The following is a 25,038-nucleotide window of genomic DNA, read 5'->3' on the forward strand; positions in this document are numbered from 1 at the left end:
AAAAGCATAGCTGCACTCCAGAATTATTGAGTTTTCATAAGCACTGAAATGAATTTATGACAAGTATTTTGTACATTAGCCTATATTGTTGAATCTATTGTTTAAGTGGTCTTCTTTAATCATTTTGAATGGAAACATTAATTAAAAATATTTCACAACACATTAAATTAAGCCCGGAAGAAATTTCCATTTTTAAAAGCTTCTGGACGGAAAGAACACTTGAAAAAGGAGAGTTTCTTTTAAGGAACGGGGAAATATGCCGCCATGATAGCTATATTGTTTCGGGTGTATTGAAAGCATTCTGCATCAATGCGGATAATGGAAATGAAGAAATTCTTTTTTTAGCGATTGACCATTGGTGGGCAACAGATATTGCCAGTTTTTCAAAACAAAAAGCTTCCATCTACAACATACAGGCTGTCGAAAAAACCCGCCTTTTACAGATCAGCCATCCGTCTTTTCAAAAAATGCTGAAGGAAATTCCATCTTTAGAAAAATATTTCAGGATTATTCTGGAAGGCTATCTCGGAACACTCGAGAAAAGAGTGGTATTTAATCATATGTACAAAGCTGAGCAAAAATATTACGATTTCCTGGAAACCTATCCCAATATTGCATCCAGAGTTCCTCAATACTTGATTGCTTCTTACCTGGGAGTATCTGCAGAATTTATAAGCAGAATTCGGAAAAAAAATAAATCCTCTTGAACTAGATCAATTTCCATGGCATAAATAATCAGGAATTTTGCTGGTATAAATGATAGCAAATGAAAATACTGATTATCAATGCAAGTGTAAGAAACGAAAGATCTTATAGCAGAAAACTCACCCAGTTATTTGTTGAAAACTGGAAAACCAAATATCCTCAGGATACATTTACCTGGCGGGAGACCGGAATTGACACTATTCCCAATATTGATGAATCCTGGATTGCAGGGGCATTTAAAAAACCTCTGGACAGGACGGAAGTCAGCCAAAAAGCTTTGCAACTCAGCAATGAACTGGTACAGGAGCTTAAAGAACATGATGTATATGTCATTGGAACTCCCATGTATAACTGGTCTATTCCTTCCGGGTTGAAAGCTTATATCGATCAGGTAATGAGGATCAATGAAACCTGGAAATTCAGATCAGGAGTTCCGGATGGAGATTATGTAGGGCTTCTAGAGCACAAGAAAATGTTTATCCTTTCCACCCGTGGAGATACAGGATATGGAGAAAATGAGAAAAACGGCCATATCAATTTTCAAACGACTTATCTGAAACATATTTTCGGAATTATGGGAGTAAATGATGTTACCATTCATTCCTTAGACAATGAAGAATTTGGTGGTGAAGTTTTTGAAAATTCAAAAAATAAAATCTTTGAAACGATCCATTCTATTCAATAAATCATTTTTGATCTGAATATATCCCTCAGGAGACTATCTTAAAAGTTCGATTATTTGGCATCTGTCATTCTGACGAAGGAAGAATCTTATTAATAACCAGACGCATAAGATTCTTCATTTCATTCAGAATGACATTTTTGAGAAAGCCTCCTGTTTTTATCAACTGAAACTTTCCTCATGCTGAGACAGATCAAGCCCTTTGTTTTCAGACTCTTCAGAAACTCTTAAGGTAATTATTGAATTGGTAAGTTTATATAAAATGAATGATCCAAAAAATGTAAAAACAGAAACCAAAACCAAGGCGGCCATATGATGAAGAAAAACATCTACTCCTCCATGAAGCAGACTGGCATTTTCCCCATGAGCAAAGACAGCCGTAAGAATCATTCCCATAATCCCTCCTACTCCATGACAGGCAAAAACATCCAACGTATCATCTATTTTCTTTAATCCTTTCCAGTTGACCATCACATTTGAAACGATAGCCGTAATAAATCCGATAAAAAGACTCTCCTGAATGCTTACAAAACCACATCCGGGAGTAATGGCCACCAGTCCTACTACAGCTCCGATACAGGCTCCCAAAGCCGAAACACTTCTCCCATTGATTCTGTCAAAAAAGATCCAGGTCATCATTGCTGAGGCAGAGGCAATAGTAGTTGTTCCAAAAGCTGTAGCAGCAGAGGCAGAAGCGCTCAAAGCAGATCCTGCATTGAATCCGAACCATCCGAACCACAACATTCCCGTTCCTAAAAGTACATACGGGATATTGGAAGGCTCATGATGCGGATTTTTTCGGTTTCCTACTACCAAAGCTCCTGCAAGTGCGGCAAAACCGGCACTCATATGCACCACCGTTCCGCCTGCAAAGTCTTTTACTCCAAAATATTTGTTTAAAAGACCATCAGGATGCCATACCATATGACAAAGCGGTGTATAAATAAAAATGCTGAAAAGAACGATGAACAGTAAATAAGAGATAAAACGAACCCTTTCCGCAAAAGACCCGGTAATAATAGCAGGAGTAATAACCGCAAACTTCATCTGAAACAAAGCAAACAGGATAAAAGGAATCGTAGGGGCCATCAACTTATGAGGTAGATTTCCTACTCCGCTAAAAAAGGGATAGCTTAACGGATTTCCGACAATCCCATAATGTTTTCCGGCAATGGTAATTCCCAGAGACTCACCGAAGGATAAAGAAAAACCGACTACTACCCAGACCATAGAGATGACTCCTAAAGCAATAAAGCTCTGCAACATCGTAGAAATCACATTTTTCTTCCCCACCATTCCCCCATAAAAAAAGGAAAGTCCGGGAGTCATCAGCAAAACAAGTCCAGCTGCAGCCAGAATCCAGGCTACATCGGCACCTACAATTTTATCTTCGCTTAAAAATTCTCCTGTATCAGGAATATTGGCAACCGGATTCCAGAACAAACCTCCAATGGCAACCAGTGTGATAACAGAGAATGAAACCATCCATTTTAATCCTATTTTCATAAAATTTATATTTAACCCTATCAAATTTAAATATAAATTCCATAAAAACTACATTTTAAAACAAAACACCCCTAAAAAAAACTCTATTTAATAAATAATATTGAGAATTTTAACAAAATACCTCTTTCAGTATTTTAGAAACTTCTTTAGATTTTGTAGCAGGAAAAAGATGGGTTCCTCCCTTCACCACATAATCCGGATGGGAATAACGGATGGGGAAAACGATGTCTTTATCACCAAGAATCTGAATCACGTCAGGATTTTCTTCAAACTTCCATTCAGAAACTTTTTCTACAGACCATTTCAGGTAATAAGGATCTCTTACTTTGAAATATTGTAACAGTTTTGGATTTTTGGGATCAAACAGCTTTCGGACAACAGCATATACATTGGCTGCTTTATCATTGAACAAACCTACAGGAAGTATCCTCGGGATTTTGGTCATCTCCCCGGTTTTTATGAATTTGGACTTTTCCTTATCGGATTTTATACTTCCAAGGATTACTACTTTCTCTGCTGGCTTTAATTGATTAATCTCCTGTACAATAATTCCTCCAAAAGAATAACCCAACAGGCAGAACGGCTCTGAGTCATCTACTTTCTCTGCCATTCTTTTAACATAGGCATCGAAAGGCTCATTTTTTTCAGGAATAAGCCAGTCTATAAAAATCAATTCACAGTGTTCGGGAAACTCTATTCTTTCAAGTACCTTGAAGTCTGCTCCCAGACCGCTTACGATATAAATTTTCATACTACTAATTTATAAAAATACCGGGAAACAGAGAATAGCTGCAAAAAAAATGAGACGTTCCCGGGAACATCTCATTTCTATATTGATCATATTGGATCTTATTTTTTCTTCTTCTGAATTCTATTTTCGTTATCCAGCATTTCAGTAGTCACTTTGAACTGAATATCCATTTCGTTCTTAATGAAATAATCTTTCAATGAAGACTGATAGAATACTTTAAAGTCTCTTCTGTTCAGAGAGAACTTTGCAGACTCAATAGATGTGGTAAACTGAGTAACGTATACATTCGCAGGGAAAGAGATTGTTTTTCTCACTCCTTTAAGGGTAAGGTCACCATATACTGTTGAATTGTATTCACTGTTTGCTAAAGGAATAATTTTAGTCAAATGGAATTTTGCAATAGGGAATTTTTTTACTTCAAAGAAGTTCGAGCTTTTCAAATCGTTAGTAAGCTTGATTTGATCTTCGTCAGAAACATCTCCCGCCATCATACTTCTCATATCTATTACAAACTCTCCATCTACCAGAACCGTATGGTCAAAGTTGAATTTTCCGCTTTTTAACTTTACTGTTCCTGAGTGGGAAGTTTCTTCGGTTTTTACCACTTTATACCCCCACCATCTGATCTCTGATGAAGTCACTTTAGCCACCTTATCAAATTTCTTTTGGGCAGAAACAAATGATATGCTTGCGCACACCATAGCAAACAATAGTAATCTTTTCATTCTTTTTTATTTACAATTCAACAAAAATAAAAAAAAGTGTAGAACTTCTACACTTTTAATAATCTTTTTTTGATTAATTTATTGAGCAGTTACCTTTACAAGCATATCAATATCATCTTTCACAAAAACATCCTGCATGGTAGACTTGTAAGCTACGTCAAATTTTTGTCTGTCGAAAGAGAATTTGTTTGATACTAAACTTACTACTCCTTTGCTGTAAGAAATCTTAGCAGGGAAAGAGATTGGGCTTGTTTTTCCTTTTACAGTAAGGTTTCCTGTTACAAGAGAGTTATACACTTTATCGTTGTTTTTCTTTACTCCTGTAATTTTGAAGCTTGCAGTTGGGAATTTTTCAACTTCAAAGAAGTCACCGTTCTTAAGGTGTCCGTTTAATTTTTGCTGATATTCTCCTGTAAGGTCAGTAGAGCTGATTGAAGTCATATCCAATACGAAGCTTCCGCCTACCAATTGGTTTCCTTTCATTACCATGTCTCCTGACTTTACTTTTACAGTACCATCGTGAGAGCTAGCCTCAGATTTTGCTACTTTGTATCCCCACCAGTGTACATCAGACGCTACTACTTTTTTTGACTGTCCGAAAGCTAAACCACCAGCTAAAACTGCTAATAAAAATATTTTTTTCATTGAATAGAGTTGTTTACTTATTTAACAGTACAAAGGTAGCATCTTATTCAATAGATTTCATTGATGTATATCAATAAAATTTATTATTTTCATGAATAATATCATCCCATAAAAAAACTCCGGAGAAATCCGGAGTCCTTATTTTATAGCTGATAGTAAGCAGTATAAAGCGCTATACCATTTAATGCTGTATGATTTTGCTTGACCAGATAGATGGGAGTATTTTTAAGCATCTCCTCCATTTTATCACTGATCTTGAATTTCTCATAGAATTTCGCTTTGTCTATATATTCTGCGATCATCTGTGGAATATCTCCGGCAATCAGTAGCCCTCCGGTAGCTTTTAATTTTAAAGTTAAGTTATTCGCTTCTCTTGCCAGAAACTCAAGGAAAGTATCTAAAGCGATTCTGCAGATCAGTACATTTTCCTCTACAGCAGCTTTATATAATTCCTCCACGAAATTTCCCTGTGCAAGACGTTCTCCCAGCCATTCCGGTTCAGGATGTCTTTTTACATCTCTTAAGAATCTGTAGATATTGAATAATCCTGATTTCGAAAGTACATTTTCCCAGCTTACAATACCATAGATATTATTTAAGAACTGGTAAAACTCAACTTCTACGTTGGTTCTTGGTGAAAATTCCGAATGTCCTCCTTCTGTTGCGAAAGGTCTCAGGTATTTTCCGTCAAAGAAATATCCGGCTTCCCCTAATCCGTTTCCGGGAGCAAGAACCGCTACATTTCCTTTTTCAAGATGTCCGCTGGTATAAATAGCTTCAAGATGATTATCTTCAAGAAGAGCCATTCCGTAAGCAGAGGCTTCCAGGTCATTCAGCATTTCTACTTTTTCAAACCCGAAATCACGGGCATATTCAGCTACATCTAAATTCCAGCCCAGCCTTGCAGGACTGCTTTTCCCGTCAAGTACAGGACCTGGCACTGCCATTCCCAGACGTTTTACGTTTTCCAGCTGATTATCCTGAATAAACTTCTTTAAAATATCCGAAAAAGAAGCATACTCTTTGGTTGCAAATTTATTTTCTACTTTTATCTCAAGACCTCCGTTACCGGAAACAAAATAGCCTAAGATTGTTATATCTTCACGAAGACTTGCTCCAATGATAGAAACATTATCATTATTACTGTTCTCTACTCCTGGTAAATAAAGTGGAAATTTTGGATTCAGAATCATAACCTCAAATTTTACCAAATATAATAATTGTTTTTGTAAATCCTGCACAGAACAAAAAAACCTTTCCACTTTCGTGAAAAGGTTTTGGTTAATAATTGTTTATATATTAAATCTAACTACTTTCCTAATGGAATATTGTAACCGAATCCTACACCGATATTCCCCACATTATAGTCCTGACCCGGCAAATCTCCTTTTGTCCCTACAAAAACCTTTTGGTATTGTACGAAGAAATTCCAGTCTCTGTTGTGATATCCGATCTCCGGTTTAAGGTAAAAACCTCCGCTTGCTCTTTCAACATTGGTGTTTGATGCCACTGTTTTGTCTCCAACAAGGAAACCATATCCTAAGTCTGTTCCGAAATAGAAACCTGTTTGTTTAGGATAAATTCTGATTAAAGCTGCTACAGGAACTACTCCTACATCATTATTTTTATATCCGTTGTTTTCTTTTCCAAAATAGTGAGTATATCCTGATGCAATACCTAATCCGAATCCTGGTGTAATCAGGTTCTGGTAAGCTACATCCACTCCTACTGCAGCGGAAAGATTATCTGCGGGAACTGCTAAACCAACATTTGCACCTACCTTGATCATATTATTCATTTGAGAACTTTGGGCGCTTGCGATACCTGCTGTTAAAATACCAGCCAGTACTATTGCTTGTTTAAACATTTTCATAACTCTAATTTTTTAATTTTACTAAACAAGAGGATGTAAAAATCATGCCAAGCACGGTTTTTTCTTTGGTTTTAACATTCAAAAAACTCATAAAACAATGAATATCAAATGATTATTTTTTAACAAAATTTAAATATTTGTTTAACAAAAATTATCAAAAAATGATAGCTAAAAAGTGAATTAATTAAAGGATGGAAAAAAGGAAGCTGGATACCGGAAGAAATACAACTCCATAAAGTCAACTCTAATTCTACGATACAAAACTTTCCGACCTCAATCTTCCTGCCTCCTGCTTCCAACTTCCAGCCTTAAAAACAATATTAACAAACATTAACCCGTTATTATTTTAACCTTTTTCTTCGAAATACATCAAAAAATAAATTCTTCATGATGGCTGATTCATTATTAAAAAACAAGCATCTTCTTTGGCGTGCAGGTTTTGGTGTTGGTATTCATCAAATTGATGATTTGAAAAATAAAAACATTAAAACGTTAATGAATGAATTATTTAAAGAAGAGCGCTTCAGCGAAATTACTTATGATACTCCTGATCCGGTTTCGGTGGCTGATTACATGAGCAGTACCACTCCTGCAGATAAGAAAAAAGAAATGCAAAGGATTAACAGGGAGCAGAATAATGAACTGAATCTGAACTTTCTGAATTCCATTGTTAACAGTAAGGAACAGATGAGGGAAAAGATGGCGTTCTTCTGGCATGGGCATTTCGCATCAAGAGTGATCAATCCAAGGTTCAATAAACAGCTTTTGAATACGATCAGGAAAAATGCACTGGGAAATTTCAAAGATCTGCTTTTTGAAGTAAGTCAATCACCAGCCATGCTTAATTTCCTGAATAATCAGCAGAATAAAAAGGATCATCCTAATGAAAATTTTGCCCGCGAAGTGATGGAACTGTTTACGATGGGCAGAGGAAACTACACTGAAAAAGATGTAAGAGAAGGCGCCAGAGCCTTTACAGGATGGAGTTATGATAAAGAAGGGAATTTTAAAGAAAGAAAAAATCTTCATGATGAAGACTTCAAAACTTTTTTAGGAAAAACCGGAAATTTCGATGGAAATGATGTTCTCAATATCATTCTGGAACAGAAAGCTACCGCACAGTTCATTACCACAAAGATTTATAAGTTTTTCGTCAATGAAAAACCAGATCAGGATATTGTCAATACATTGAGTGCCAATTTCTACAATTCAGGATACGATATCAAAAAACTAATGACGGAGATCTTCTCAAGCTCATGGTTTTATGATCAGAAAAATATCGGTAATCGTATAAAGTCTCCTGTAGAATTGATGGCAGGGATTATGCGGATTCTTCCTATGCACATCCAGAATCCGGAAAACCTTATTGTATATCAGAAATTATTGGGACAAATGCTGCTTTATCCACCTAATGTTGCGGGATGGCCTAGCGGAAAATCATGGATAGACAGCTCAACACTGATGTTGAGACTTCAGGTTCCGCAGATCTGGTCCGGACTTCGCCCTTTGGAATACAGTCCGCGACAGGATGATGATATTGACATGGGAATGAAATCCCGTGAAACTGCTTTAAATAAAAGTTTTAAAAATCCGAATATTACCATCGACTGGGATCGTATTGAGCAACTTTTCGCCAATAAAAACTGTGAAGACTACCTTCTCATGAGCACTCAAAGCCTTGATATGAACTCTGTAAAGAATTTTTCCGATAAGAGTATAAAAATGAATGTCATCAACCTGATGTCTACCCCGGAATACCAGTTGAGCTAGGTAGAAGATTTTTAGGTTGCAGGTAGCAGGTAATAGCTGTCGTAGTATAGCTTAATTACCATTTACTTATCTTTTACTGTTATAAAAATAAATGCCAGTAAAAATGCAGCCTAGTCCTACAACCTGCTACCTATCATCTGCCACCTTAAACCCTAAAAACAAAATTATGTTAATCAAAAGAAGAGAATTCCTCAAAATAAGTTCATTGGCTTCCGCTTCTATGCTAATGCCCAATTTCTTAAAAGCAATGGCGTTGGATGAAGCTCTGAATCCCAATCAGAACATTCTGGTGGTTCTCCAATTTACAGGAGGAAATGATGGCTTGAATACTATTATTCCAGCTAAAAATGACATTTATTTCAGGGAAAGGAAAACGTTGGCCATTCAGAACTCAATACCGCTTACCGATGAAGCAGGCATCAATCCTTCACTCTCTTATTTTAAAGAGCTTTTTGACAATGGGGAACTTTCTGTAATGAATAATGTAGGATATCCCAATCCCGACAAATCCCATTTCCGAAGTATGGATATCTGGCAGTCGGCAAGCAGAAGTGATCAGTTTCTGGAAACAGGCTGGCTTGGGCGTTTTCTGGATGAAGAGTGCTATCGTTGTGACCATCCTACCCAGGCATTGGAAGTGGATGATATGCTCAGCCTTGCTTTAAAAGGAGAAAACAATAAAGCTTTTGCATTTAAAGATCCTAAAAGACTCTACCAGACCAGTCAGGAAAAATATTTTAAATCACTCTACAACCATCATCATGATGATGAAACGGTATCTTATCTTTATCAGACATTAGGTTCTACTATCAATAATGCCGATTATATTTTTGAAAAAAGCAAAGCTAAAAAGACGGAACAGATTTATCCCAACTCCTCATTAGGAAAAGATTTTAAGACGGTAGCTTCTTTAATAAAATCTGATATCAATACTCAGGTGTACTATCTTTCTGTAGGAAGTTTTGATACCCATGTCAATCAGAATGACCGACAGAAAAAGTTGTTTGACGATATCAATGAAGCCGTAAAATCATTTGTTACCGATATGAAAAGTAATGGACTGTTCAAAAATATCCTTCTGATAACATTTTCAGAGTTTGGCCGCCGTGTTGCACAGAATGCCAGCAATGGAACGGACCACGGAACTGCCAACCAGATGTTTTTTATCAGCGGAAACCTTAAAAAGAAAGGTCTGTTGAATTCACTTCCTGATTTACAGAACCTGAATGAAGGCGATCTGATCTATAAAGAAGATTTCAGAAAAGTATATGCAACAATTCTTAAAAACTGGCTTAAGGCAGATTCCTCCAAAGTACTGGGATGGAAAGATGGAGTCTACGATTTTGTGTAACTGTAATTGAACCACAAAAGTCACAAAGTATTTAAATGCTTAAGTTTATTTAAAGTAACTACTAAATATTAAAAAGTACACTTAAGATTTTTAAACTATAGTAAACGGATATTTAGATTCCTGTGAATGACACCATTGTGATGGCAGTTTATCATTCCATAAGAATCCAGTCATCTTTTTTCCAAAACTACAATCCTAACCAATATCCAACTGAAGGTGTGAAAATTCACCTTCTCTGGAGGGGTGGCAAAAATTCAAAGAATTTTTGACGGGGTGGTCATGAAACATCATACCTCTCCATCATCCACAAAAAAAGAGACTGTACATCTTCATGACAATCTCTTTTCAATAATTTTAAATTTTAACTACTTTTACGTTTAAGCTGTAATCTGCTTTTTTTCGCTCTCTTTTTCTTCTTGTTTTTTATCTAATTTCTCAGATATTTTTTTAACAATATATTCTATTGCTATGGGTGCTATGATGGCAATTAATGCTTTAAATATTCTTGATTTCATAATATTATTAGGTATTGTTAGGTTATTAATACAATTTCCAAGCCAAGATAAAAATAGACAAAAAGTTTAGTTTTCATCCGGAACAATCAGGCTCTGGTAGTTTTTACTTCCGGCACTGAATTTTTCCTCCATCTTCACTCTTAATTTTCGGGGTTTATGAACAATCAGGCTATCACCAAATCCAAGCAGTAATCTTTCCAGTTCAAAATTGATCTGAACACAAATTTTAAAGAGGGTACCTTCAGGATCTTCCTTAATAATTTCCTGACTTTTATGCAGCGGCTTTGTTTTCACATAGGGTGCATTTCCCGCATCTACCCAGAAAATCACATTCCTAGGATCCATTGATTCTGAGACGGTAACTCCTACAATGTCCTTAAAGTATTCATCTCCATCCAGATCTTTATCAATATACTGAAGGCTGTCATCTGTTTCAATACGCTCCATTCTGTCCAGCGCCAGATTGTACATTTTCTGTTTGTAAAGGCAGATCAGAAACCAACGGTTGTTGAATTCCTTCAGCAGCTGCGGATGTACCGTAAATACATTGGATTCTCTGGCCGTAAAGCTTTTGTAAAGAATCTTCAGTACCTTTTTATTGGCAATACTTTCATACAGGATATCAATATGTTCCAGCCCTTTTAACTGTTCATTTTTATCTAAATGAATGATAGATTTTTGGTTGGTAGCATGAATAGAGTCTTCCAGTTTCTGAATAACACCGTTCATTTCTTTGAACATAGAAAAGTCCTTGAACTGTTTCAGAATCTGAACCGCATTATTCATAGCCTTCAGGTCACTTTCATTCACAGAGATATTATGAATACTGTATTCCGGATCTCTGTAACGGTAGTATTTTCTTTCGTAGACTTCAATAGGAGCTTCATATCCGAATTTTTCACTCCGCATATTCTGAAGATCAAGCTGAACGGTTCTTTTACTTACATAGGACTCTTTTCCCTCAAATTCAAATAATGCTTCTGAACATTCATCAATGAGATCTTCCAGCGTATATTTCCTGTATTTGTTTTTAAGACATTTATCTAATGTTTTATACCGGATCAGAGCATTTTTATTGGATGACATACCTTAGTGTTTAATGATGTGGTGTTTTTTAAATAAGAAATTTACTTTTTCCTTAAAAATTATTTTTCTTTTAAAGCGTTTTCGTCAAAAGTAATTCCTTCCCAGCCAGATTTCATGAAGTTTCGGATATTCTGGTGATCAGTTCCATCAGGATGTTTCAAAACATCATCTCTGTAATACTCACCAAAAAGCCAAAGAGTCTCCTCTTTTGTCAGATCCTGAATACTTGCGAAGCTGAACACTTTACACGAACCATTGTTCTGCCCTGCCTGATTGGTTGTATCACCGTTCTGAAAAGCGGTAGGAGTAAATTCATAATGTTCATCAATATGAGCGATAACATCATTAAACTGGATTGTTTCCGGGAAATGTTTTAATTGTTCTAATAATACCATGAGCCTTGTTTTTTTTAAGTTATAGAGTATTTTTACGAATCTGCAAAGCTGCTTTTCGTCTTGTTATTAAACTTTTTGTAAAAATAATTAAAATTTCTTTATCTACGCAAAACTATTGCGCAATAATGATATTACTTTGCATCATCAAAATGAAACAACATGGAATTTAATGGAAATCATTTAATCGAATTAGGATATAGACCCGCAAAATGGTTTAAAGATGCCATTAGCTATATCAACGAGAATAATCTGGGTGAACATGAGATCGCAGAATATCTGGTACAGTTCAAACAGCCGGATATTATTCCGCTTCATGAAACGGCTAAAGATTTTATGATCAACATACGAGCGGAGCATGAAAGTGAAAATGATAATGTGGAAAAAGTAATCAAAACGATGAAAGTTCTGATGAAAACCCCTACTCTGGTTGGCGGAGCTTTAATGCCTGATGCCTGCCCGACAGGTCCTGAAGGTCAGATTCCCGTAGGAGGTGTGGTAGTAGCACAAAATGCCATTCACCCGGGATTCCATAGTGCAGATATCTGTTGTTCTGTGATGCTGACAGATTTTGGAAAAACAAATCCTAAAGAGGTACTGGATGCAGCACATGCTATCACCCACTTCGGATATGGAGGAAGACCAAGAGGTGAACAGATGCCGATGTCTCAGGAACTGATGGATGCTTTCAGAGAAAACGAATTCTTAAATGATGAAAAACTGATCAGCATTGCCCGTTCTCATATGGGAACTCAGGGAGACGGAAACCATTTCCTTTTCGTGGGGATTTCTAAAAATACAGGAAATACCATGATGGTGACACACCACGGATCAAGAGCTCCCGGAGCTGCTTTATACGATAAAGGAATGAAGGTTGCCAACCGTTTCAGACAGGAAATCTCCCCTGAAACATTGAAAGAAAATGCCTGGATTCCTTATGATACTGAAGAAGGTAAATCCTATTGGGAAGCCCTTCAGTTAATAAGACAATGGACAAAAGAAAACCATACTTCCCTTCATGATGCCGTGCTGAATAAGCTGGAAATGGAAAAGGAAAACAGATATTGGAATGAACATAATTTCGTTTTCAAGGATGGAGATCTTTTCTATCATGCAAAAGGAGCCACTCCACTGGATGATAAATTCATGCCTGATATTACGGGACCAAGACTGATTCCGTTGAATATGGCAGAACCGGTACTGATTGTTCAGGGAAAAACAAATGAAAGAAACTTAGGTTTTGCACCGCATGGAGCCGGAAGAAATTTCAGCAGAAGCCAGCATAAAAGATCTTTGGCTCATAAAACAACCGAAGAAATTTTCAATGAAGAAACAGAAGGATTAGATATCCGTTTCTATTCCAATGAAGTTGATATTTCTGAGCTTCCGAGCGCTTATAAAAGTGCTAAGAATGTGAGAGCACAGATTGAAGAATACGGACTTTGCGAAGTTCTGGATGAAGTAATGCCTTACGGGTGTATCATGGCCGGAGATGTTGAGAAGAATGCACCATGGAAGAGAAAGAAGAAATATAGAAAAGCATAATTCTTAATTTAATTAATAAACCTTAAAGGTTTTCAAAAAAACTAATAACCAAACCTTATGGGTATAAAAGCCTGTAAGGTTCATGAAAACGTTTTTCATAACGGCAGGGGCAGTAGCTCAGATGGTAGAGCAACAAGAATTACTTTTCGCTGCAGGCACATAAAGTTCCTATAAATCACCAGGTTTGTGGGTCACAGGTTCGAGTCCTGTCTGCTCCTCAAAACAATGAAAATGTGTATATTCACCTATCAGTCATTTTCATATGTTAAAAAATTAAAGGCAAAGAAAGTTCCTATATTTTGGACCTACTTTCCGCTTTTTCACTCATTATCAGGCAAAGGGAGTTCCTATATATTTTTTGATAAACTACTCCCCGCTTTTATAAACTATAGGTAAAAGGAGTTCCTATACCCTTCACTTTTAATGAATATACTCCTCACTTATTTTTTAAACTTAAAACAATGAAAACACTACAATTATTCAATGCTGTATTGGCTAGAAAATCTGATGAAAAGCCATTTATTTCTGATGATGGTTTTATCATTGAATCTGATGCTGTATGGGCAAAAAATGAAATCATCTCCTATTATGCAAAGGAAAAATTAAATGGAAATGATTTGAATAAAACGTTTCATAAGTCCTGGGCGAAAATAAAAAACACCTCCAGAATAGACTTATTGTTTGAACAGTTCACTCATTATATTTCAACGTACGGCAGTAATTTCCAAAGTGAAATGTATATTCCTGAAGAAATATTGAATGTTCCGGGTACAAAGTTGATTTTTAAAGTCATCAAGGCTTATACTGTGGAAGAAATGCAGGAAAAATGCCTTTCTCTTTTGAGATCAGGAATTGCTTTAAAAGAAGAAACCGTTGACGACTTGCTTTCTATTTTACATACAGAGCTGGAATACGATTTTACAGGAAAAGAAAACATCAGAAATAAAGAAGCGGTTATAAAAATAGCGGATCTCTATGATGTCTATCCTGAAAATCCGGTTGAGTTTTTCCGTTATGTAATTTATAAAACAACCCATACAACACTTTTAATCAAAAATGATGAACTGATTGATTTAATCAAGCAAAGTAAATTCAATCCAGCGTATTTATTTGAGAGTTTTGGGCAGGAGAAAATGGCGGAAATTTTCAATAGATTTAAGCCTCTATTCCTTGCTTATAAAAACAGAGCTCCGAAAGCCATTAATAAAATTTCGAAGCTGTCTAAAACACATCATAAACCACTCATTTCAAACCCATTGAATGATGCTACCAATACATTACTGGAAAACAGTGATTGGCATTGGCTGGAAAATGCAACACCGTTTGCATTATTCAAAGCATTGGCGGCATGTCATTCAAGAATGTATGGTCAGGATACTTTCGTGTATAGAGTCAGAAATGGAAAATCATGGGCTAAAAAAGGTAAGGAAACTTATGTAAACCAGTACAACTATGAATTCATTTTGGATTATCTGAAACTGAAGTATGAAAACTTATCCGGAAAGAAATTCTATTTCCCTGAGAATGTAGAATTTGCATTACCGACCTCTGAGAAAATGTTTGTCGGGAATATTCCTACCGGAACCCGTTTTTATGGTGACCGACTGGCTGTAGGTATTTACTGGGAAAACAAATGGGGAGCGAATGACCTTGACCTTTCAGGATTGAACATCGCCGGAAAAATAGGTTGGAATGCTGCTTATAATTATGGTAACGGACAATTGATGTACTCAGGAGATATGACTTCTGCTCCTAATGGTGCTGTGGAATATCTGTACGCTGATAAAGGACTGACTACCCCAACTCTTATTATGAATAACGTTTTCAGCGGTGATGCAAATTGCGGATATAAAATCATTGTCGGAAAAGGAGATCATATTTCCTACGACTATATGATGAATCCTAATCAGCTTTTTGCGGAAGCCAGATGTAATTCGGTTCAGAAACAAATGATCCTGGGAATGCTGATCCCTAAAAACGAAAAACAATGTTTCGTACTATTGAATTTCGGAGCCGGACATTCTCATGTTTCGGGGAATAGCGAAGTTTCCACCATGGCAACAACCGCATTGTATCAGCAATGGTCTGAAGCCATGTCTTTCAATGAGCTTGTAAAAGAGCTTGGTGCAGAGATTACCACAGAAAAAGCGGAAGCTGATTTTGATTTTTCATTGGAAAGTCTGGAAAAAGATAGTTTTATCAGGGTTTTTAAATAAATTCCATCACGTCATCTGATTGTATCGGGTGGCGTTTTTTTGTGGAATGCTTTAGGAAAAATGTTGGATAACCACCCCGTCAAAAATTCTTTGAATTTTCGCCACCCCTCCGAGGGAGGGGAATTTTATCGTCTTCAACTCAAACAAAGCCTTCCTCATACAGTTTGTCATTCCGTAGGAATCCAGCCTCCAAAATTTAGAATGAGCATAGATATTCCATTATAATATAAATAACATAAGTTTTGGCTAAAGCCTATTGAAATTTTAATCCTTATCAAACGGACTAAAGTCCGTTCCTATTGAATATTAACATGATCCAGATTCCTGCGGAATGACAATCTAGAGGGACAAACTATCCTTACAAGGGTGTCATTCCGGAGTTTAAAAAACTTTTATTCTTTACTGTTATTAACCATTCACCTTTTTAACAGAAAATAGTCCTTCATTCTCATGAATGATCACTTTTTTTCCATAATCAATCTGGATACTGAACATATTTTCCAGCGGAAACTGAAGCACAGCCTGAAGGATCAGACGAATCACTCCGGCATGGGCGATGATGAGTATTTTTTCCGCTTCTTTTTTCTGAATCAGTTCGTTCCAGAAACGGAGAACACGAGTCTGCATTTCAAGCAGATTTTCTCCTCCTGAAGCATTGATATTAACAAAATCTTGATACCAGGGATTGATTTCTTCTTCCGGAATATCCGCCCATTTTTTCATTTCCCAGTTCCCGAAATTCATTTCCCGAAGTCTTTCATCCGTTTGATAATTGAAATTAAAATAGTCAGCTAAAAGGCAGCAGCGCTGGGAAGGACTTGAGATAATTAGATCATAATCATCCTCTATATCCACTGTTGTAAAATCTTCAGGAAACTCTTTTCTTAAAGGCATTTCAGCAAAACCATAACATAGGTTTTCCGGATTTTCTACAGCAGTATGACGAATTAAATGAATTTCCATGCGATCATTGTTCCTAAATAAAATAAAACTTCACAAACCTGCTGTACAGATCCCAGGCAGTCTCCCGTATAGCCGCCGATATGTTTTTTAAAATACCAGCCCATATAGATTTTCCCTAAATATGCCAGCCCAAAAGCAAAAATCAGCCGCCAATCCGGAATCAGGACGAAAGCCATTAAAACACTGACGAATCCTATCAGTAAAGCCATTCCGTCTAATGGTTTATTGGCTAAAGGCTTTGATTTGCTGACATCAATATCAGTAACATACTGATGGGTATAAATCATTGTTCCTGAAATAAACCGGCTTGATGTATGAGCTAAAATAATGATCCCTAAAACTTTCAATGGATCCATAACTCCCAAAGCCTGGATGCTGTAGAATTTCAGAGCGAAAAGCAGGATAATACCAATGGTTCCGTAGGCTCCTACCCTACTGTCTTTCATAATAGTCAGAATTTTTTCTTTCCCATATCCGCCTCCAAAACTGTCACACATATCCGTAAAACCATCTTCATGAAAAGCTCCGGTCAGCAAAACACTGGCGATCATCATTAAAACAATCCCTATTTCCAGGTTAAAAAGCATTGTGGAAAGGTAAAGAATCACTGCATTAATCAGTCCTATTACCAGCCCAATCCACGCGAAATATTTTTGAGATTTATTCATGATCTCACTGGAATAAGGAATGGTAAACGGAACCGGAATTCTTGTAAAAAACATCAATGCCGTTGCAAAGTAGATCAGTTCATTTTTGAGGACTTTCATCTGTTCGTTTTAATATAAAAACTGGATTAATCAATTTCTGTAAAAATAGGAAAGCTTTCAACAATGATAAAGGGATCGATTGAAAAAATACAAAACATGAATCTTATCATTTTAAATTTATCCTTTTATTTCCGGAGTATTTTTAGTTTTGCACCATAATAACCATGAAAAAAATCAAATGAAAAAAACTTATTTCGTTGGATTATGTCTTATATCCATAATAAGCTGCTCAGCTCCCGGCGATGAGCTGGAAACTGCAAATGAATCACAAGCCTTACATGCATCCGGCAAAAACATGCTGGCAAAAGGAGGTTTCAGAGACAACCCTGATACACCAACTCCTCCTCCTGCAGGAATCTGGTCTAAATCTTTTTACTTAACGAATCCTATTTACGGTTTCTACAGTGATCTTACCAAAAAACATCTGTACAATACCTCTCCTTTACCATCCGAACTTCCTAAATCCTATCCTGGATTAAGCTATTATTTTCAGGAAAGATTATTAGGATCTGCAGATGGGCCCGGCCCGGTAATCACAAGATGGTTTCACACAGGAAGTAATGATCTGGTATTAACAACAAATCCGAATGAGCTTGTAGGACAAAGCTACTGGGAGAAAAGAGATCTCGGAACCAGTTATAACGGTGATGAGCCGGGAAGTTTTCCTATTTACAGGTATTTTAATGGTGATAAAAAAACTCACTTTTATACCAGGGATAAGAATGAGCTGGGTGACGGGAAAGACGGCTATGTTTATGAGGGAATTGCTTTCTATTTGAAAGATTCAGAACCTAAAGCGTATCGGGTTCGTGACGGACAGTTTTTCCAGGATAATGCAACAGGAGCTTTATACATTGTATTTGAAAGTACCCTAAGACGTATTGAATCCTTTTCAGTGATCAATCATCTGTTTGCTGTTCAGGGAAAGGCTTATCTGGTTTATAAAGTGAATATAGAAGATTACACAGGGGAAAGAGGAGCTGATATCACTTCAGGAACTCAACTGGTACGAAACAGCAATACCGGAAAACTATATTTGGTAGATGATGGTTTATACAGGTATATCCCAACCATGCAGATATTTAATTCATATAAACTCAATGAAGATGCTATTCAAAATAAACCTGTAAGAATGATGTTTACAGGTAAAGATGTAGCGCATACTTACTAATTGTATTGAATGTAAGATAAAAAGGGGCTTTATTGCCCCTTTTTTATTTTATAAACTAAGATGATTTATTCGAAATATGAGCATCTTCAAAGCTTGACATTTCATTCAGGAAATTAACGGCACTTTGAATAATCGGATAAGCCAGTGCACAGCCTGTTCCTTCTCCCAGGCGCAGATTGAGATTGAGAATAGCTTTTTCTCTCATCAGTCCCAACAGCTGAGGATGGGCATTTTCATTGCTTACATGACAGAAGATACAATTGTTCAGAATTTCAGGATTCTTTTTCCAGACGGTGGCTACCGCAACAGTGGCTATAAATCCGTCTACCATGATCAGCATATTGTGGTTATAAGCTTCTTCTATAGCCCCAATCATTTGTGCAATTTCCAATCCGCCGAAGGTTTGAGCAATTTCATCTTCACTCATTTCAGTCGGATATTTTTCAATCGCTTCCGTTAAGATACTGATCTTATTCTGCAGCTGATGGTCATTCAGTCCGGTTCCGCGTCCGATACAATTGGTAATCGGAATATCAAACAGTTTGCTCATCATCAAAGAAGAAGCTGAAGTATTCCCAATTCCCATTTCACCAAAACCAATAATATTACAGCCTTTCCTGGTGATCTCAGATACTACAGATTTTCCGTTTTCAAGAGCCTGCTGATATTCTTCTAAAGTCATGGCTGGTTCTTCCAGAATATTACGGCTGGATTTTCTGACTTTTTTATCCATCAGATCCAGCCCTTCCGGAAAATCAAAATTGACTCCGGCATCCACAATTTTTATCCTGATACCATTCTGTCTGCAAAAAACATTGATGGCAGCCCCTCCACCCAGGAAATTCATCACCATTTGGTAAGTGACTTCCTGCGGATAAGCACTTACTCCTGCAGTAGCAATCCCGTGATCGGCTGCAAAAACCACCATATGAGGATTCAATAAATGTGGTGAAGTGGTTTTCTGAACCATTCCGATTTTGTGAGCAACGTGTTCCAGATGCCCTAATGCGCCCAGCGGTTTTGTTTTAAAATCAATTTTATGCTGTAATTCTGATGATAACATGGATGTTTGTAGTTATGTTAAATGGAAAAATGCAATATTAGTGAAATGAGAAGGATTTTGTATGGTGTACAATGTAAAAAGTAAAATGTATTGATGATATATGGGCTGGAAGTTGGAAGCTTGAGGCTGGAAGTTAGACTCTCACCCTCAAACTCTCCCCTCTCTTACTCTCAAACTTTCAAACACAAAAATTCTACGTAAGAACATTGCGCACCTCATCTTTTACTTTGCCTTATAAATCAATAACAATGACACCAAAAATACTTGAAAAAATAAAAGAAGTTGAGGCAAGCCGTGGCGTAGAAGTCCTCCTTGCAGTAGAATCAGGAAGCAGAGCCTGGGGTTTTGCCTCTCCCGACAGTGATTATGATATACGTTTTATATACCGCCATGAAAAAGACTGGTATCTTTCCCCCTGGGACAAGGATGAAACGATAGAATTTATGACGGAAGATGATCTTGACGGCTCCGGATGGGATCTGCGAAAGACCTTCCACCTATTGCTGAAATCGAATGCGGCATTGCTAAGCTGGTTCTATTCTCCTATCGTTTACAAAGCGGACGAAAAGTTTGTAGATCTTTTCAGGCCTCTGGCAGATGCCTGTTTTTCTCCGGTAGCCGTGTCTTATCATTATTTAAGCATGAGCAAAAAATATCTGGAAGCCTGCAGAAGTGATGAAGTAAAATTAAAAAGTTACTTCTATTGCTTACGAACGACCTTAACAGGAAAATGGATCATAAAGAAAGGAACAGTTCCTCCTGTATTATTCAGTGATCTGCTTGTTTTAACCGATGACGAAACCAGACGGAAAATAGAAGGCCTCGTTGCCTTGAAAGCCACCAAAGGAGAATCTTATTACCATCCGAACGATTGGGAACTATTTGATTTTCTTGAAAAAACAATCGCGGAAAATGAGGAAAAATCGAAAAGTTTATCAGGTGGAAAGGCCGATAAAGGTGAGATGGAGAGGGTTTTTAGGGAGATATTAGCACTATAAATCAAACCAATATGAAACAATTATCTGAAAGAGCATTACTTTTTATTGAAAAAGCCGGAAGAAACAAGGAATATGAAATTGATTTAGGAATTTTAGAAAATCATCTTAGATTTTATCATCTTCAAAATTCTTCAGAAATTATAAATTTTCAGGAAAAATCTTCAGGATTAAATATTTATGATACTGTACTTCATATTTTTACACCCAAACAAATAAAAGAAAATAAAGGAGTAAATACCTACCATTGGAAAGGGCAAACTTTGTTTTCGATTAATGATAGCTTATATATTGCTGAAAATGGTGAAGTTTTCATAAGAGATTGCGGTTGTGAATCTTGGGATTTTTTTTCTTATTTTGAAAGATTTGAAACATTTATTGAACAACAGGCTTTTTTTGAAGAATACAGATACTATATGAAACTTCCAGGGCTTGGAAATAATTGGGTTGATCCTATTGATTTGCTTTCAGATTATTTCTCAGATTATGAATTTATTGCTGAATGTTCTGACAAGTACCATCGTATTTGGAAAAACGAAATAAATATAATTCACGCAAGATTATACCCTGAGGGATGGAGTCTTTTTATTGATGGTATATCTGAAGATGAACGGCATGAATTAATACATAAATTAAAAAAAGAGAAAAAAATCACATGAAAAATATCACTGAGAAAGCATTGGATGTAATTGTGAGCAACTTTATTGAAATTTAAAATTATTCTTCTATAGTTCTAGTTTTTAATTTTCCAATAGCAATCCATATTTTACTTTTCAAAAAAAACAATTAAAATGACCCTCCAAGACCTAAAAAACAAAAACCTCCTCCTCTTCGAAGCCATTTCCGGAAGCCGTTCTTTTGGGCTGGCAACGGAGAATTCTGATACGGATATCCGTGGGGTGTATTATCTGCCGAAGGAAGATTTCTTTGGCCTGAACTATATTCCGCAGATTTCCAATGAGACGAATGATATTACGTATTATGAAATCGGGAGATTTGTAGAATTGCTGCAGAAAAACAATCCTAATATTCTGGAAATTCTGGCAAGTCCAGAAGATTGTATTCAGTATAAACATCCGTTGATGGATCTATTGAAAACCGAGGATTTCCTGTCAAAATTATGCAAAGATACTTTTGCAGGATATGCTGTTTCGCAGATTAAAAAAGCGAAAGGTCTTAATAAAAAGATTCTAAACCCTATTGATAAAGAGAGAAAATCGATCCTGGATTTCTGTTTTATTTTGGAAGGACAAGGTTCTGTACCATTGAAAAAATGGCTGCATGAATTCCATTCCTCTGGAGAACGGGGTGGTTTATCACAAGAGAAATGCGGATTGGTAAATATTGATCATACAAAAGGAATGTATTCGTTATTTTATGATGAATCAGGAAGGTTGGGCTATAAAGGTGTTATTCATCATGAAGAAGCGAATCAGGTTTCCGTATCATCCATTCCTAAAAATGAAAAACCTGTTGCTTACCTGTTTTGTAACCTTGATGCCTACTCTGTGTACTGCAAAGACTACAGAGAATACTGGAAATGGGTAACTGAGCGTAATGAAGACCGTTACAATGTCAATCAGACCCACGGACAGAATTATGACAGCAAGAACATGATGCACACCATCCGGTTGCTGCAGTCCTGTGAACAGATTTTTAAAACCAATTCACTGACGATCCGTATAGAAAATCGTGATGAACTCTTAGACATCAAAGCGGGAAATCAATCGTATGAAAGTGTAATGCAAAAGGCAGAAAACCTTATAGAATCAATAGAAAAACATTATTCCACATCAAATCTTCCTGAATATCCGGATTTAGAAAAAACAACAAAAATCCTGATTGAAATAAGGAAAAAACTGTACGATAAGAATGATGAATTATAAATGATGAGTGATGAATGTGGGACTGTTAAACTCCAACACTCCCACTCTCAAACTCTCTTACCCTCAAACTCTCCCACTCTCAAACCCTACAACCCAAAACTCACTTCTTCGAAGCTTTTGCCATCGGGTTATAATCAAGGCAGATGGTTATCCAGTATTCAAAATCTTCTGCTTTTTGAAAACCAATGGGTTCTACATAACAATATCCATTTAACTGTTTCCCTTTCATGATCATCGGCAGAAAGCCTTTCTTTTCCGAAACTTCATCTTCCAGCTCAGGATTATAACGGCACATCAGATTATCGTGGCTGATGTTGATGCACATCTTCCCGTTGACAAGAAAAGACAGTCCGCTGAACATTTTCTTTTCTTCAATCTCAATATTTTTCATTATTGAAAGCCGTTCACGTACCCGGTCGGCCAGTTCAGTACTGTAAGCCATGATTTCAATTTTTTTGTTATTTAAAATTAATTAAAAACAATGATTATCACACTATTCCATTGAGATTCCTGAGAGATCTTAATCTGAAAAAATAAAATTTTATTTAAATTAATTATTGTTTTACGATAATTAATTATACATTTGCAATATCAATTATGCTTCATACCATGAACCAGACTAAAATTATTTCAAAGATTTTATTTTATATCTGCTCCTTACTTTCGGCCGGATATCTGATCACTTTTGTGTATGCTTTATTCTGTCTGAGCAGCGGATTTGCAGTTACGCCCTATAAAAACGGAAAGTTCCTTCATATCAATTATCCGTTTACGGAACAGCCGTTTCTGAATATCGAAAACAATTATCCTTATATGATTTTTTCCTTTATGTTGGTACTCATCACTTATGGAACCTTTTTCTGGTTATCAGCCAAAGTTTTCAAAGTATTTTTCCAACAGAAGCTGTTTACTCAGGAAAATATCAATCAGCTTAAGCAATTTTACCTGTATAATATTTTCATTCCTCTTCCACTGGTGATTATCGCAAGTTTCTTTGTGGAAGTAGAAAGTATGATATGGGGACTGGTGTTTATTCACTTTATGCTTGGAATTTTCTGCCTGTTTCTTGCGAATATCTTTAAGCAAGGACTACATTTGCAAAACGAACAAGACCTATTTATTTAAAATGCCAATTATAGTCAACTTAGATGTGATGCTTGCCAAAAGAAAAATGCAGAGTAAAGAATTGGCAGAAAAACTGGGTATCACACCCGTAAACCTCTCTATCCTGAAAACCGGAAAAGCCAAAGGTGTCCGATTTGATACCCTTGAAGCCATCTGTAAAATCCTGGAATGCCAGCCGGGAGATATTCTTGAATTTAAAGAGTAGACGGGATTCGGGTTTGAGTTTGAGCGCCGGAGGATTGGAGGGTTTGAGAGTGTGAGAGTTTGAGTGTAAGAGTGTTTGAGCATGGTATCTGAAACTTCCACTTCTAACTTCTAACTTCTAACTTCTAGCCTCCTGCCTCCTGCTTCCAGCTTCCAGCCACTAATTTCTAACTTCTAAAATCGCTGCCGAAAGGCCGCCTGTCCTTCTATTCCCCAAACACAACGTTATGAATACACTATCCATCAACAACCTCAGCCTTACCTATAGAAATGGTTTCCAGGCTATTAAAAACATTTCACTGGACATCAAAAACGGAATGTTCGGACTTTTGGGTCCCAACGGAGCCGGAAAATCTTCTTTGATGAAAACCATTGTCGGACTTCAGAAACCGACTTCCGGAACCCTGCTTTTCAATGAAGTAGACATCATCAAAAATCCGGATTATATCAAACAGAATCTTGGATTTCTCCCACAGGATTTCGGGGTATATCCGAAAGTGTCTGCCTATGACCTGTTGGAACATATTGCCCTATTGAAAGGCATTACTGATAAAAACAAACGTAAAAATCAAATTCTGAATCTTCTTGAAAAGGTCAACCTTTCTGATTTTGCTAAAAAAGAAGTCCATACTTTTTCAGGGGGAATGAAACAGCGTTTTGGGGTTGCTCAGGCTTTATTAGGAGATCCGAAAATCATCATTGTAGATGAACCCACAGCAGGATTGGATCCGGAAGAGCGCAACCGTTTCAATACGCTGCTCAATGATATCAGCCAGGATGTAATAGTTATTCTGTCTACCCATCTTGTTGAAGATGTCAGAAACCTCTGTTCGGAAATGGCAGTGATGAATAATGGACAAATCCTCAGACAAGGAAATCCCGGAAAACTTATTGCAGAACTGGAAAACAGAATCTGGTCAAAACCCATTCACAAAGACGAACTGGAAACCTATGGTTCCAGCTATGAAATCATCAGCAGACAGCTTTTGGAAAGAGAGCTTCACATCACGGTATTCTCTGAAGAATATCCGAAAGACTTCAGTTCCGTAACTCCTTTGCTGGAACACGTTTATTTCCACACACTCACCCAAAAACCTTAATC

Annotated in this window: 26 protein-coding genes and 1 tRNA gene; 14 read left to right on the forward strand and 13 right to left on the reverse strand. The window is 36.7% G+C overall.

Annotated features, from left to right (window positions below):
- The first annotated feature begins 128 nt into the window (after positions 1-128).
- Positions 129-707 (forward strand): Crp/Fnr family transcriptional regulator, encoded by a 579-nt coding sequence (locus ODR02_RS02915; protein ID WP_309511572.1) that lies wholly within the window; start codon positions 129-131, stop codon positions 705-707.
- A 59-nt stretch (positions 708-766) separates the two neighbouring features.
- Entirely contained in the window at positions 767-1,390 is a 624-nt protein-coding gene (locus ODR02_RS02920) for an FMN-dependent NADH-azoreductase (RefSeq protein ID WP_309511573.1), read from the forward strand.
- Between the two features lie 159 nt (positions 1,391-1,549).
- On the opposite strand, the gene ODR02_RS02925 is transcribed toward ODR02_RS02920, so the two are convergent.
- The 6 genes from ODR02_RS02925 to ODR02_RS02950 all read right to left on the reverse strand — a co-directional run bounded on the left by ODR02_RS02925 (position 1,550) and on the right by ODR02_RS02950 (position 6,887).
- Positions 1,550-2,893 (reverse strand): ammonium transporter, encoded by a 1,344-nt coding sequence (locus tag ODR02_RS02925; protein WP_209785508.1) that lies wholly within the window; start codon positions 2,891-2,893, stop codon positions 1,550-1,552.
- Between the two features lie 109 nt (positions 2,894-3,002).
- On the reverse strand, positions 3,003-3,644 hold the full coding sequence (locus ODR02_RS02930) for an alpha/beta hydrolase (protein ID WP_209785509.1): 642 nt from the start codon (positions 3,642-3,644) through the stop codon (positions 3,003-3,005).
- A gap of 98 nt (positions 3,645-3,742) precedes the next feature.
- Complete coding sequence (locus tag ODR02_RS02935; protein WP_105683938.1) at positions 3,743-4,369, reverse strand: YceI family protein; 627 nt, start codon at positions 4,367-4,369, stop codon at positions 3,743-3,745.
- A 78-nt stretch (positions 4,370-4,447) separates the two neighbouring features.
- A complete protein-coding gene (locus ODR02_RS02940; RefSeq protein WP_047377096.1) occupies positions 4,448-5,014 on the reverse strand; it encodes a YceI family protein in 567 nt (188 codons plus the stop codon).
- A 143-nt stretch (positions 5,015-5,157) separates the two neighbouring features.
- Positions 5,158-6,207 (reverse strand): glucokinase, encoded by a 1,050-nt coding sequence (locus ODR02_RS02945; protein WP_209785510.1) that lies wholly within the window; start codon positions 6,205-6,207, stop codon positions 5,158-5,160.
- 116 nt (positions 6,208-6,323) lie between these two features.
- Positions 6,324-6,887, reverse strand: coding sequence for a membrane protein (locus ODR02_RS02950; protein ID WP_047377098.1), 564 nt, complete (start codon positions 6,885-6,887; stop codon positions 6,324-6,326).
- A 387-nt stretch (positions 6,888-7,274) separates the two neighbouring features.
- On the opposite strand from ODR02_RS02950, the gene ODR02_RS02955 reads away from it, so the two are divergent.
- Both ODR02_RS02955 and ODR02_RS02960 read left to right on the forward strand, forming a co-directional pair.
- Entirely contained in the window at positions 7,275-8,657 is a 1,383-nt protein-coding gene (locus tag ODR02_RS02955; protein WP_309511574.1) for a DUF1800 domain-containing protein, read from the forward strand.
- 166 nt (positions 8,658-8,823) lie between these two features.
- A complete protein-coding gene (locus ODR02_RS02960) occupies positions 8,824-10,008 on the forward strand; it encodes a DUF1501 domain-containing protein (protein WP_309511575.1) in 1,185 nt (394 codons plus the stop codon).
- A 377-nt stretch (positions 10,009-10,385) separates the two neighbouring features.
- On the opposite strand, the gene ODR02_RS02965 is transcribed toward ODR02_RS02960, so the two are convergent.
- The 3 genes from ODR02_RS02965 to ODR02_RS02975 all read right to left on the reverse strand — a co-directional run bounded on the left by ODR02_RS02965 (position 10,386) and on the right by ODR02_RS02975 (position 12,004).
- On the reverse strand, positions 10,386-10,523 hold the full coding sequence (locus ODR02_RS02965) for a hypothetical protein (protein WP_165791691.1): 138 nt from the start codon (positions 10,521-10,523) through the stop codon (positions 10,386-10,388).
- 66 nt (positions 10,524-10,589) lie between these two features.
- Positions 10,590-11,609 (reverse strand): helix-turn-helix transcriptional regulator, encoded by a 1,020-nt coding sequence (locus ODR02_RS02970; protein ID WP_309511576.1) that lies wholly within the window; start codon positions 11,607-11,609, stop codon positions 10,590-10,592.
- 59 nt (positions 11,610-11,668) lie between these two features.
- Positions 11,669-12,004, reverse strand: a complete 336-nt coding sequence (locus tag ODR02_RS02975) for a HopJ type III effector protein (RefSeq protein ID WP_105683933.1) — start codon at positions 12,002-12,004, stop codon at positions 11,669-11,671.
- Positions 12,005-12,745: 741 nt separating this feature from the next.
- Between ODR02_RS02975 and ODR02_RS23560 the strand changes: the two genes are divergently transcribed.
- From ODR02_RS23560 to ODR02_RS02990, 3 genes are all read left to right on the forward strand, one after another.
- A complete protein-coding gene (locus ODR02_RS23560; protein WP_408914927.1) occupies positions 12,746-13,546 on the forward strand; it encodes an RtcB family protein in 801 nt (266 codons plus the stop codon).
- Positions 13,547-13,652: 106 nt separating this feature from the next.
- Positions 13,653-13,764, forward strand: a tRNA-OTHER gene (locus ODR02_RS02985).
- A gap of 243 nt (positions 13,765-14,007) precedes the next feature.
- Positions 14,008-15,762: a hypothetical protein gene (locus ODR02_RS02990; RefSeq protein ID WP_309511578.1), complete on the forward strand. Its 1,755-nt coding sequence runs from the start codon at positions 14,008-14,010 to the stop codon at positions 15,760-15,762.
- A gap of 408 nt (positions 15,763-16,170) precedes the next feature.
- Here ODR02_RS02990 and cobC read toward each other — a convergent pair whose 3' ends face one another.
- Complete coding sequence (cobC, locus tag ODR02_RS02995; RefSeq protein WP_309511579.1) at positions 16,171-16,725, reverse strand: alpha-ribazole phosphatase family protein; 555 nt, start codon at positions 16,723-16,725, stop codon at positions 16,171-16,173.
- Complete coding sequence (locus tag ODR02_RS03000) at positions 16,710-17,492, reverse strand: adenosylcobinamide-GDP ribazoletransferase (RefSeq protein WP_309511580.1); 783 nt, start codon at positions 17,490-17,492, stop codon at positions 16,710-16,712. Before ODR02_RS03000 ends, cobC begins: the two co-directional genes overlap by 16 nt.
- A 178-nt stretch (positions 17,493-17,670) precedes the next feature.
- Between ODR02_RS03000 and ODR02_RS03005 the strand changes: the two genes are divergently transcribed.
- Positions 17,671-18,663, forward strand: coding sequence for a hypothetical protein (locus tag ODR02_RS03005; RefSeq protein WP_309511581.1), 993 nt, complete (start codon positions 17,671-17,673; stop codon positions 18,661-18,663).
- Between the two features lie 55 nt (positions 18,664-18,718).
- On the opposite strand, the gene cobT is transcribed toward ODR02_RS03005, so the two are convergent.
- Positions 18,719-19,726: a nicotinate-nucleotide--dimethylbenzimidazole phosphoribosyltransferase gene (gene cobT / locus ODR02_RS03010; protein WP_309511582.1), complete on the reverse strand. Its 1,008-nt coding sequence runs from the start codon at positions 19,724-19,726 to the stop codon at positions 18,719-18,721.
- Between the two features lie 248 nt (positions 19,727-19,974).
- Between cobT and ODR02_RS03015 the strand changes: the two genes are divergently transcribed.
- The 3 genes from ODR02_RS03015 (at position 19,975) to ODR02_RS03025 (ending at position 22,607) form a co-directional block, all read left to right on the forward strand.
- Complete coding sequence (locus tag ODR02_RS03015; protein ID WP_309511583.1) at positions 19,975-20,724, forward strand: nucleotidyltransferase domain-containing protein; 750 nt, start codon at positions 19,975-19,977, stop codon at positions 20,722-20,724.
- An 11-nt stretch (positions 20,725-20,735) separates the two neighbouring features.
- Positions 20,736-21,380 carry a hypothetical protein gene (locus tag ODR02_RS03020; protein ID WP_309511584.1) on the forward strand — a complete coding sequence of 215 codons (645 nt, stop codon included), beginning with the start codon at positions 20,736-20,738 and terminating at the stop codon, positions 21,378-21,380.
- Between the two features lie 132 nt (positions 21,381-21,512).
- On the forward strand, positions 21,513-22,607 hold the full coding sequence (locus ODR02_RS03025; RefSeq protein WP_309511585.1) for a nucleotidyltransferase domain-containing protein: 1,095 nt from the start codon (positions 21,513-21,515) through the stop codon (positions 22,605-22,607).
- A gap of 100 nt (positions 22,608-22,707) precedes the next feature.
- On the opposite strand, the gene ODR02_RS03030 is transcribed toward ODR02_RS03025, so the two are convergent.
- The gene (locus ODR02_RS03030) at positions 22,708-23,049 is read right to left on the reverse strand and encodes a TfoX/Sxy family protein (protein ID WP_209785523.1); all 342 of its coding nucleotides are present in this window, start codon (positions 23,047-23,049) and stop codon (positions 22,708-22,710) included.
- A 167-nt stretch (positions 23,050-23,216) separates the two neighbouring features.
- Here ODR02_RS03030 and ODR02_RS03035 point away from each other — a divergent pair, with 167 nt between their 5' ends.
- The 3 genes from ODR02_RS03035 (at position 23,217) to ODR02_RS03045 (ending at position 25,036) form a co-directional block, all read left to right on the forward strand.
- Positions 23,217-23,732 carry a DUF2975 domain-containing protein gene (locus ODR02_RS03035; protein ID WP_209785524.1) on the forward strand — a complete coding sequence of 172 codons (516 nt, stop codon included), beginning with the start codon at positions 23,217-23,219 and terminating at the stop codon, positions 23,730-23,732.
- 1 nt (position 23,733) lies between these two features.
- A complete protein-coding gene (locus ODR02_RS03040) occupies positions 23,734-23,937 on the forward strand; it encodes a helix-turn-helix domain-containing protein (protein WP_002980904.1) in 204 nt (67 codons plus the stop codon).
- A gap of 226 nt (positions 23,938-24,163) precedes the next feature.
- Positions 24,164-25,036, forward strand: coding sequence for an ABC transporter ATP-binding protein (locus ODR02_RS03045; RefSeq protein WP_309511586.1), 873 nt, complete (start codon positions 24,164-24,166; stop codon positions 25,034-25,036).
- Positions 25,037-25,038: the final 2 nt, after the last annotated feature.

The organism is Chryseobacterium sp. CFS2 (genome assembly GCF_036543225.1).
Lineage (GTDB): Bacteria > Bacteroidota > Bacteroidia > Flavobacteriales > Weeksellaceae > Chryseobacterium > Chryseobacterium culicis_A.

Bases quoted from the DNA above. Each gene is read 5' to 3' on its own strand.
- ODR02_RS02930 (WP_209785509.1), bottom strand. From the start codon at position 3,644: ATGAAAATTTATATCGTAAGCGGTCTGGGAGCAGACTTCAAGGTACTT.
- ODR02_RS02925 (WP_209785508.1), bottom strand. From the start codon at position 2,893: ATGAAAATAGGATTAAAATGGATGGTTTCATTCTCTGTTATCACACTG.
- ODR02_RS02935 (WP_105683938.1), bottom strand. From the start codon at position 4,369: ATGAAAAGATTACTATTGTTTGCTATGGTGTGCGCAAGCATATCATTT.
- ODR02_RS02950 (WP_047377098.1), bottom strand. From the start codon at position 6,887: ATGAAAATGTTTAAACAAGCAATAGTACTGGCTGGTATTTTAACAGCA.
- ODR02_RS03000 (WP_309511580.1), bottom strand. From the start codon at position 17,492: ATGAAAGTCCTCAAAAATGAACTGATCTACTTTGCAACGGCATTGATG.
- ODR02_RS03005 (WP_309511581.1), top strand. From the start codon at position 17,671: ATGAAAAAAACTTATTTCGTTGGATTATGTCTTATATCCATAATAAGC.
- cobC (WP_309511579.1), bottom strand. From the start codon at position 16,725: ATGGAAATTCATTTAATTCGTCATACTGCTGTAGAAAATCCGGAAAAC.
- ODR02_RS02920 (WP_309511573.1), top strand. From the start codon at position 767: ATGAAAATACTGATTATCAATGCAAGTGTAAGAAACGAAAGATCTTAT.
- ODR02_RS02975 (WP_105683933.1), bottom strand. From the start codon at position 12,004: ATGGTATTATTAGAACAATTAAAACATTTCCCGGAAACAATCCAGTTT.
- ODR02_RS03035 (WP_209785524.1), top strand. From the start codon at position 23,217: ATGAACCAGACTAAAATTATTTCAAAGATTTTATTTTATATCTGCTCC.
- ODR02_RS03040 (WP_002980904.1), top strand. From the start codon at position 23,734: ATGCCAATTATAGTCAACTTAGATGTGATGCTTGCCAAAAGAAAAATG.
- ODR02_RS02945 (WP_209785510.1), bottom strand. From the start codon at position 6,207: ATGATTCTGAATCCAAAATTTCCACTTTATTTACCAGGAGTAGAGAAC.
- ODR02_RS02955 (WP_309511574.1), top strand. From the start codon at position 7,275: ATGATGGCTGATTCATTATTAAAAAACAAGCATCTTCTTTGGCGTGCA.
- ODR02_RS03020 (WP_309511584.1), top strand. From the start codon at position 20,736: ATGAAACAATTATCTGAAAGAGCATTACTTTTTATTGAAAAAGCCGGA.
- ODR02_RS03025 (WP_309511585.1), top strand. From the start codon at position 21,513: ATGACCCTCCAAGACCTAAAAAACAAAAACCTCCTCCTCTTCGAAGCC.
- ODR02_RS03045 (WP_309511586.1), top strand. From the start codon at position 24,164: ATGAATACACTATCCATCAACAACCTCAGCCTTACCTATAGAAATGGT.
- ODR02_RS02960 (WP_309511575.1), top strand. From the start codon at position 8,824: ATGTTAATCAAAAGAAGAGAATTCCTCAAAATAAGTTCATTGGCTTCC.
- ODR02_RS03030 (WP_209785523.1), bottom strand. From the start codon at position 23,049: ATGGCTTACAGTACTGAACTGGCCGACCGGGTACGTGAACGGCTTTCA.
- ODR02_RS03015 (WP_309511583.1), top strand. From the start codon at position 19,975: ATGACACCAAAAATACTTGAAAAAATAAAAGAAGTTGAGGCAAGCCGT.
- cobT (WP_309511582.1), bottom strand. From the start codon at position 19,726: ATGTTATCATCAGAATTACAGCATAAAATTGATTTTAAAACAAAACCG.
- ODR02_RS02965 (WP_165791691.1), bottom strand. From the start codon at position 10,523: ATGAAATCAAGAATATTTAAAGCATTAATTGCCATCATAGCACCCATA.
- ODR02_RS02940 (WP_047377096.1), bottom strand. From the start codon at position 5,014: ATGAAAAAAATATTTTTATTAGCAGTTTTAGCTGGTGGTTTAGCTTTC.
- ODR02_RS02970 (WP_309511576.1), bottom strand. From the start codon at position 11,609: ATGTCATCCAATAAAAATGCTCTGATCCGGTATAAAACATTAGATAAA.
- ODR02_RS02915 (WP_309511572.1), top strand. From the start codon at position 129: ATGGAAACATTAATTAAAAATATTTCACAACACATTAAATTAAGCCCG.
- ODR02_RS23560 (WP_408914927.1), top strand. From the start codon at position 12,746: ATGGGAACTCAGGGAGACGGAAACCATTTCCTTTTCGTGGGGATTTCT.
- ODR02_RS02990 (WP_309511578.1), top strand. From the start codon at position 14,008: ATGAAAACACTACAATTATTCAATGCTGTATTGGCTAGAAAATCTGAT.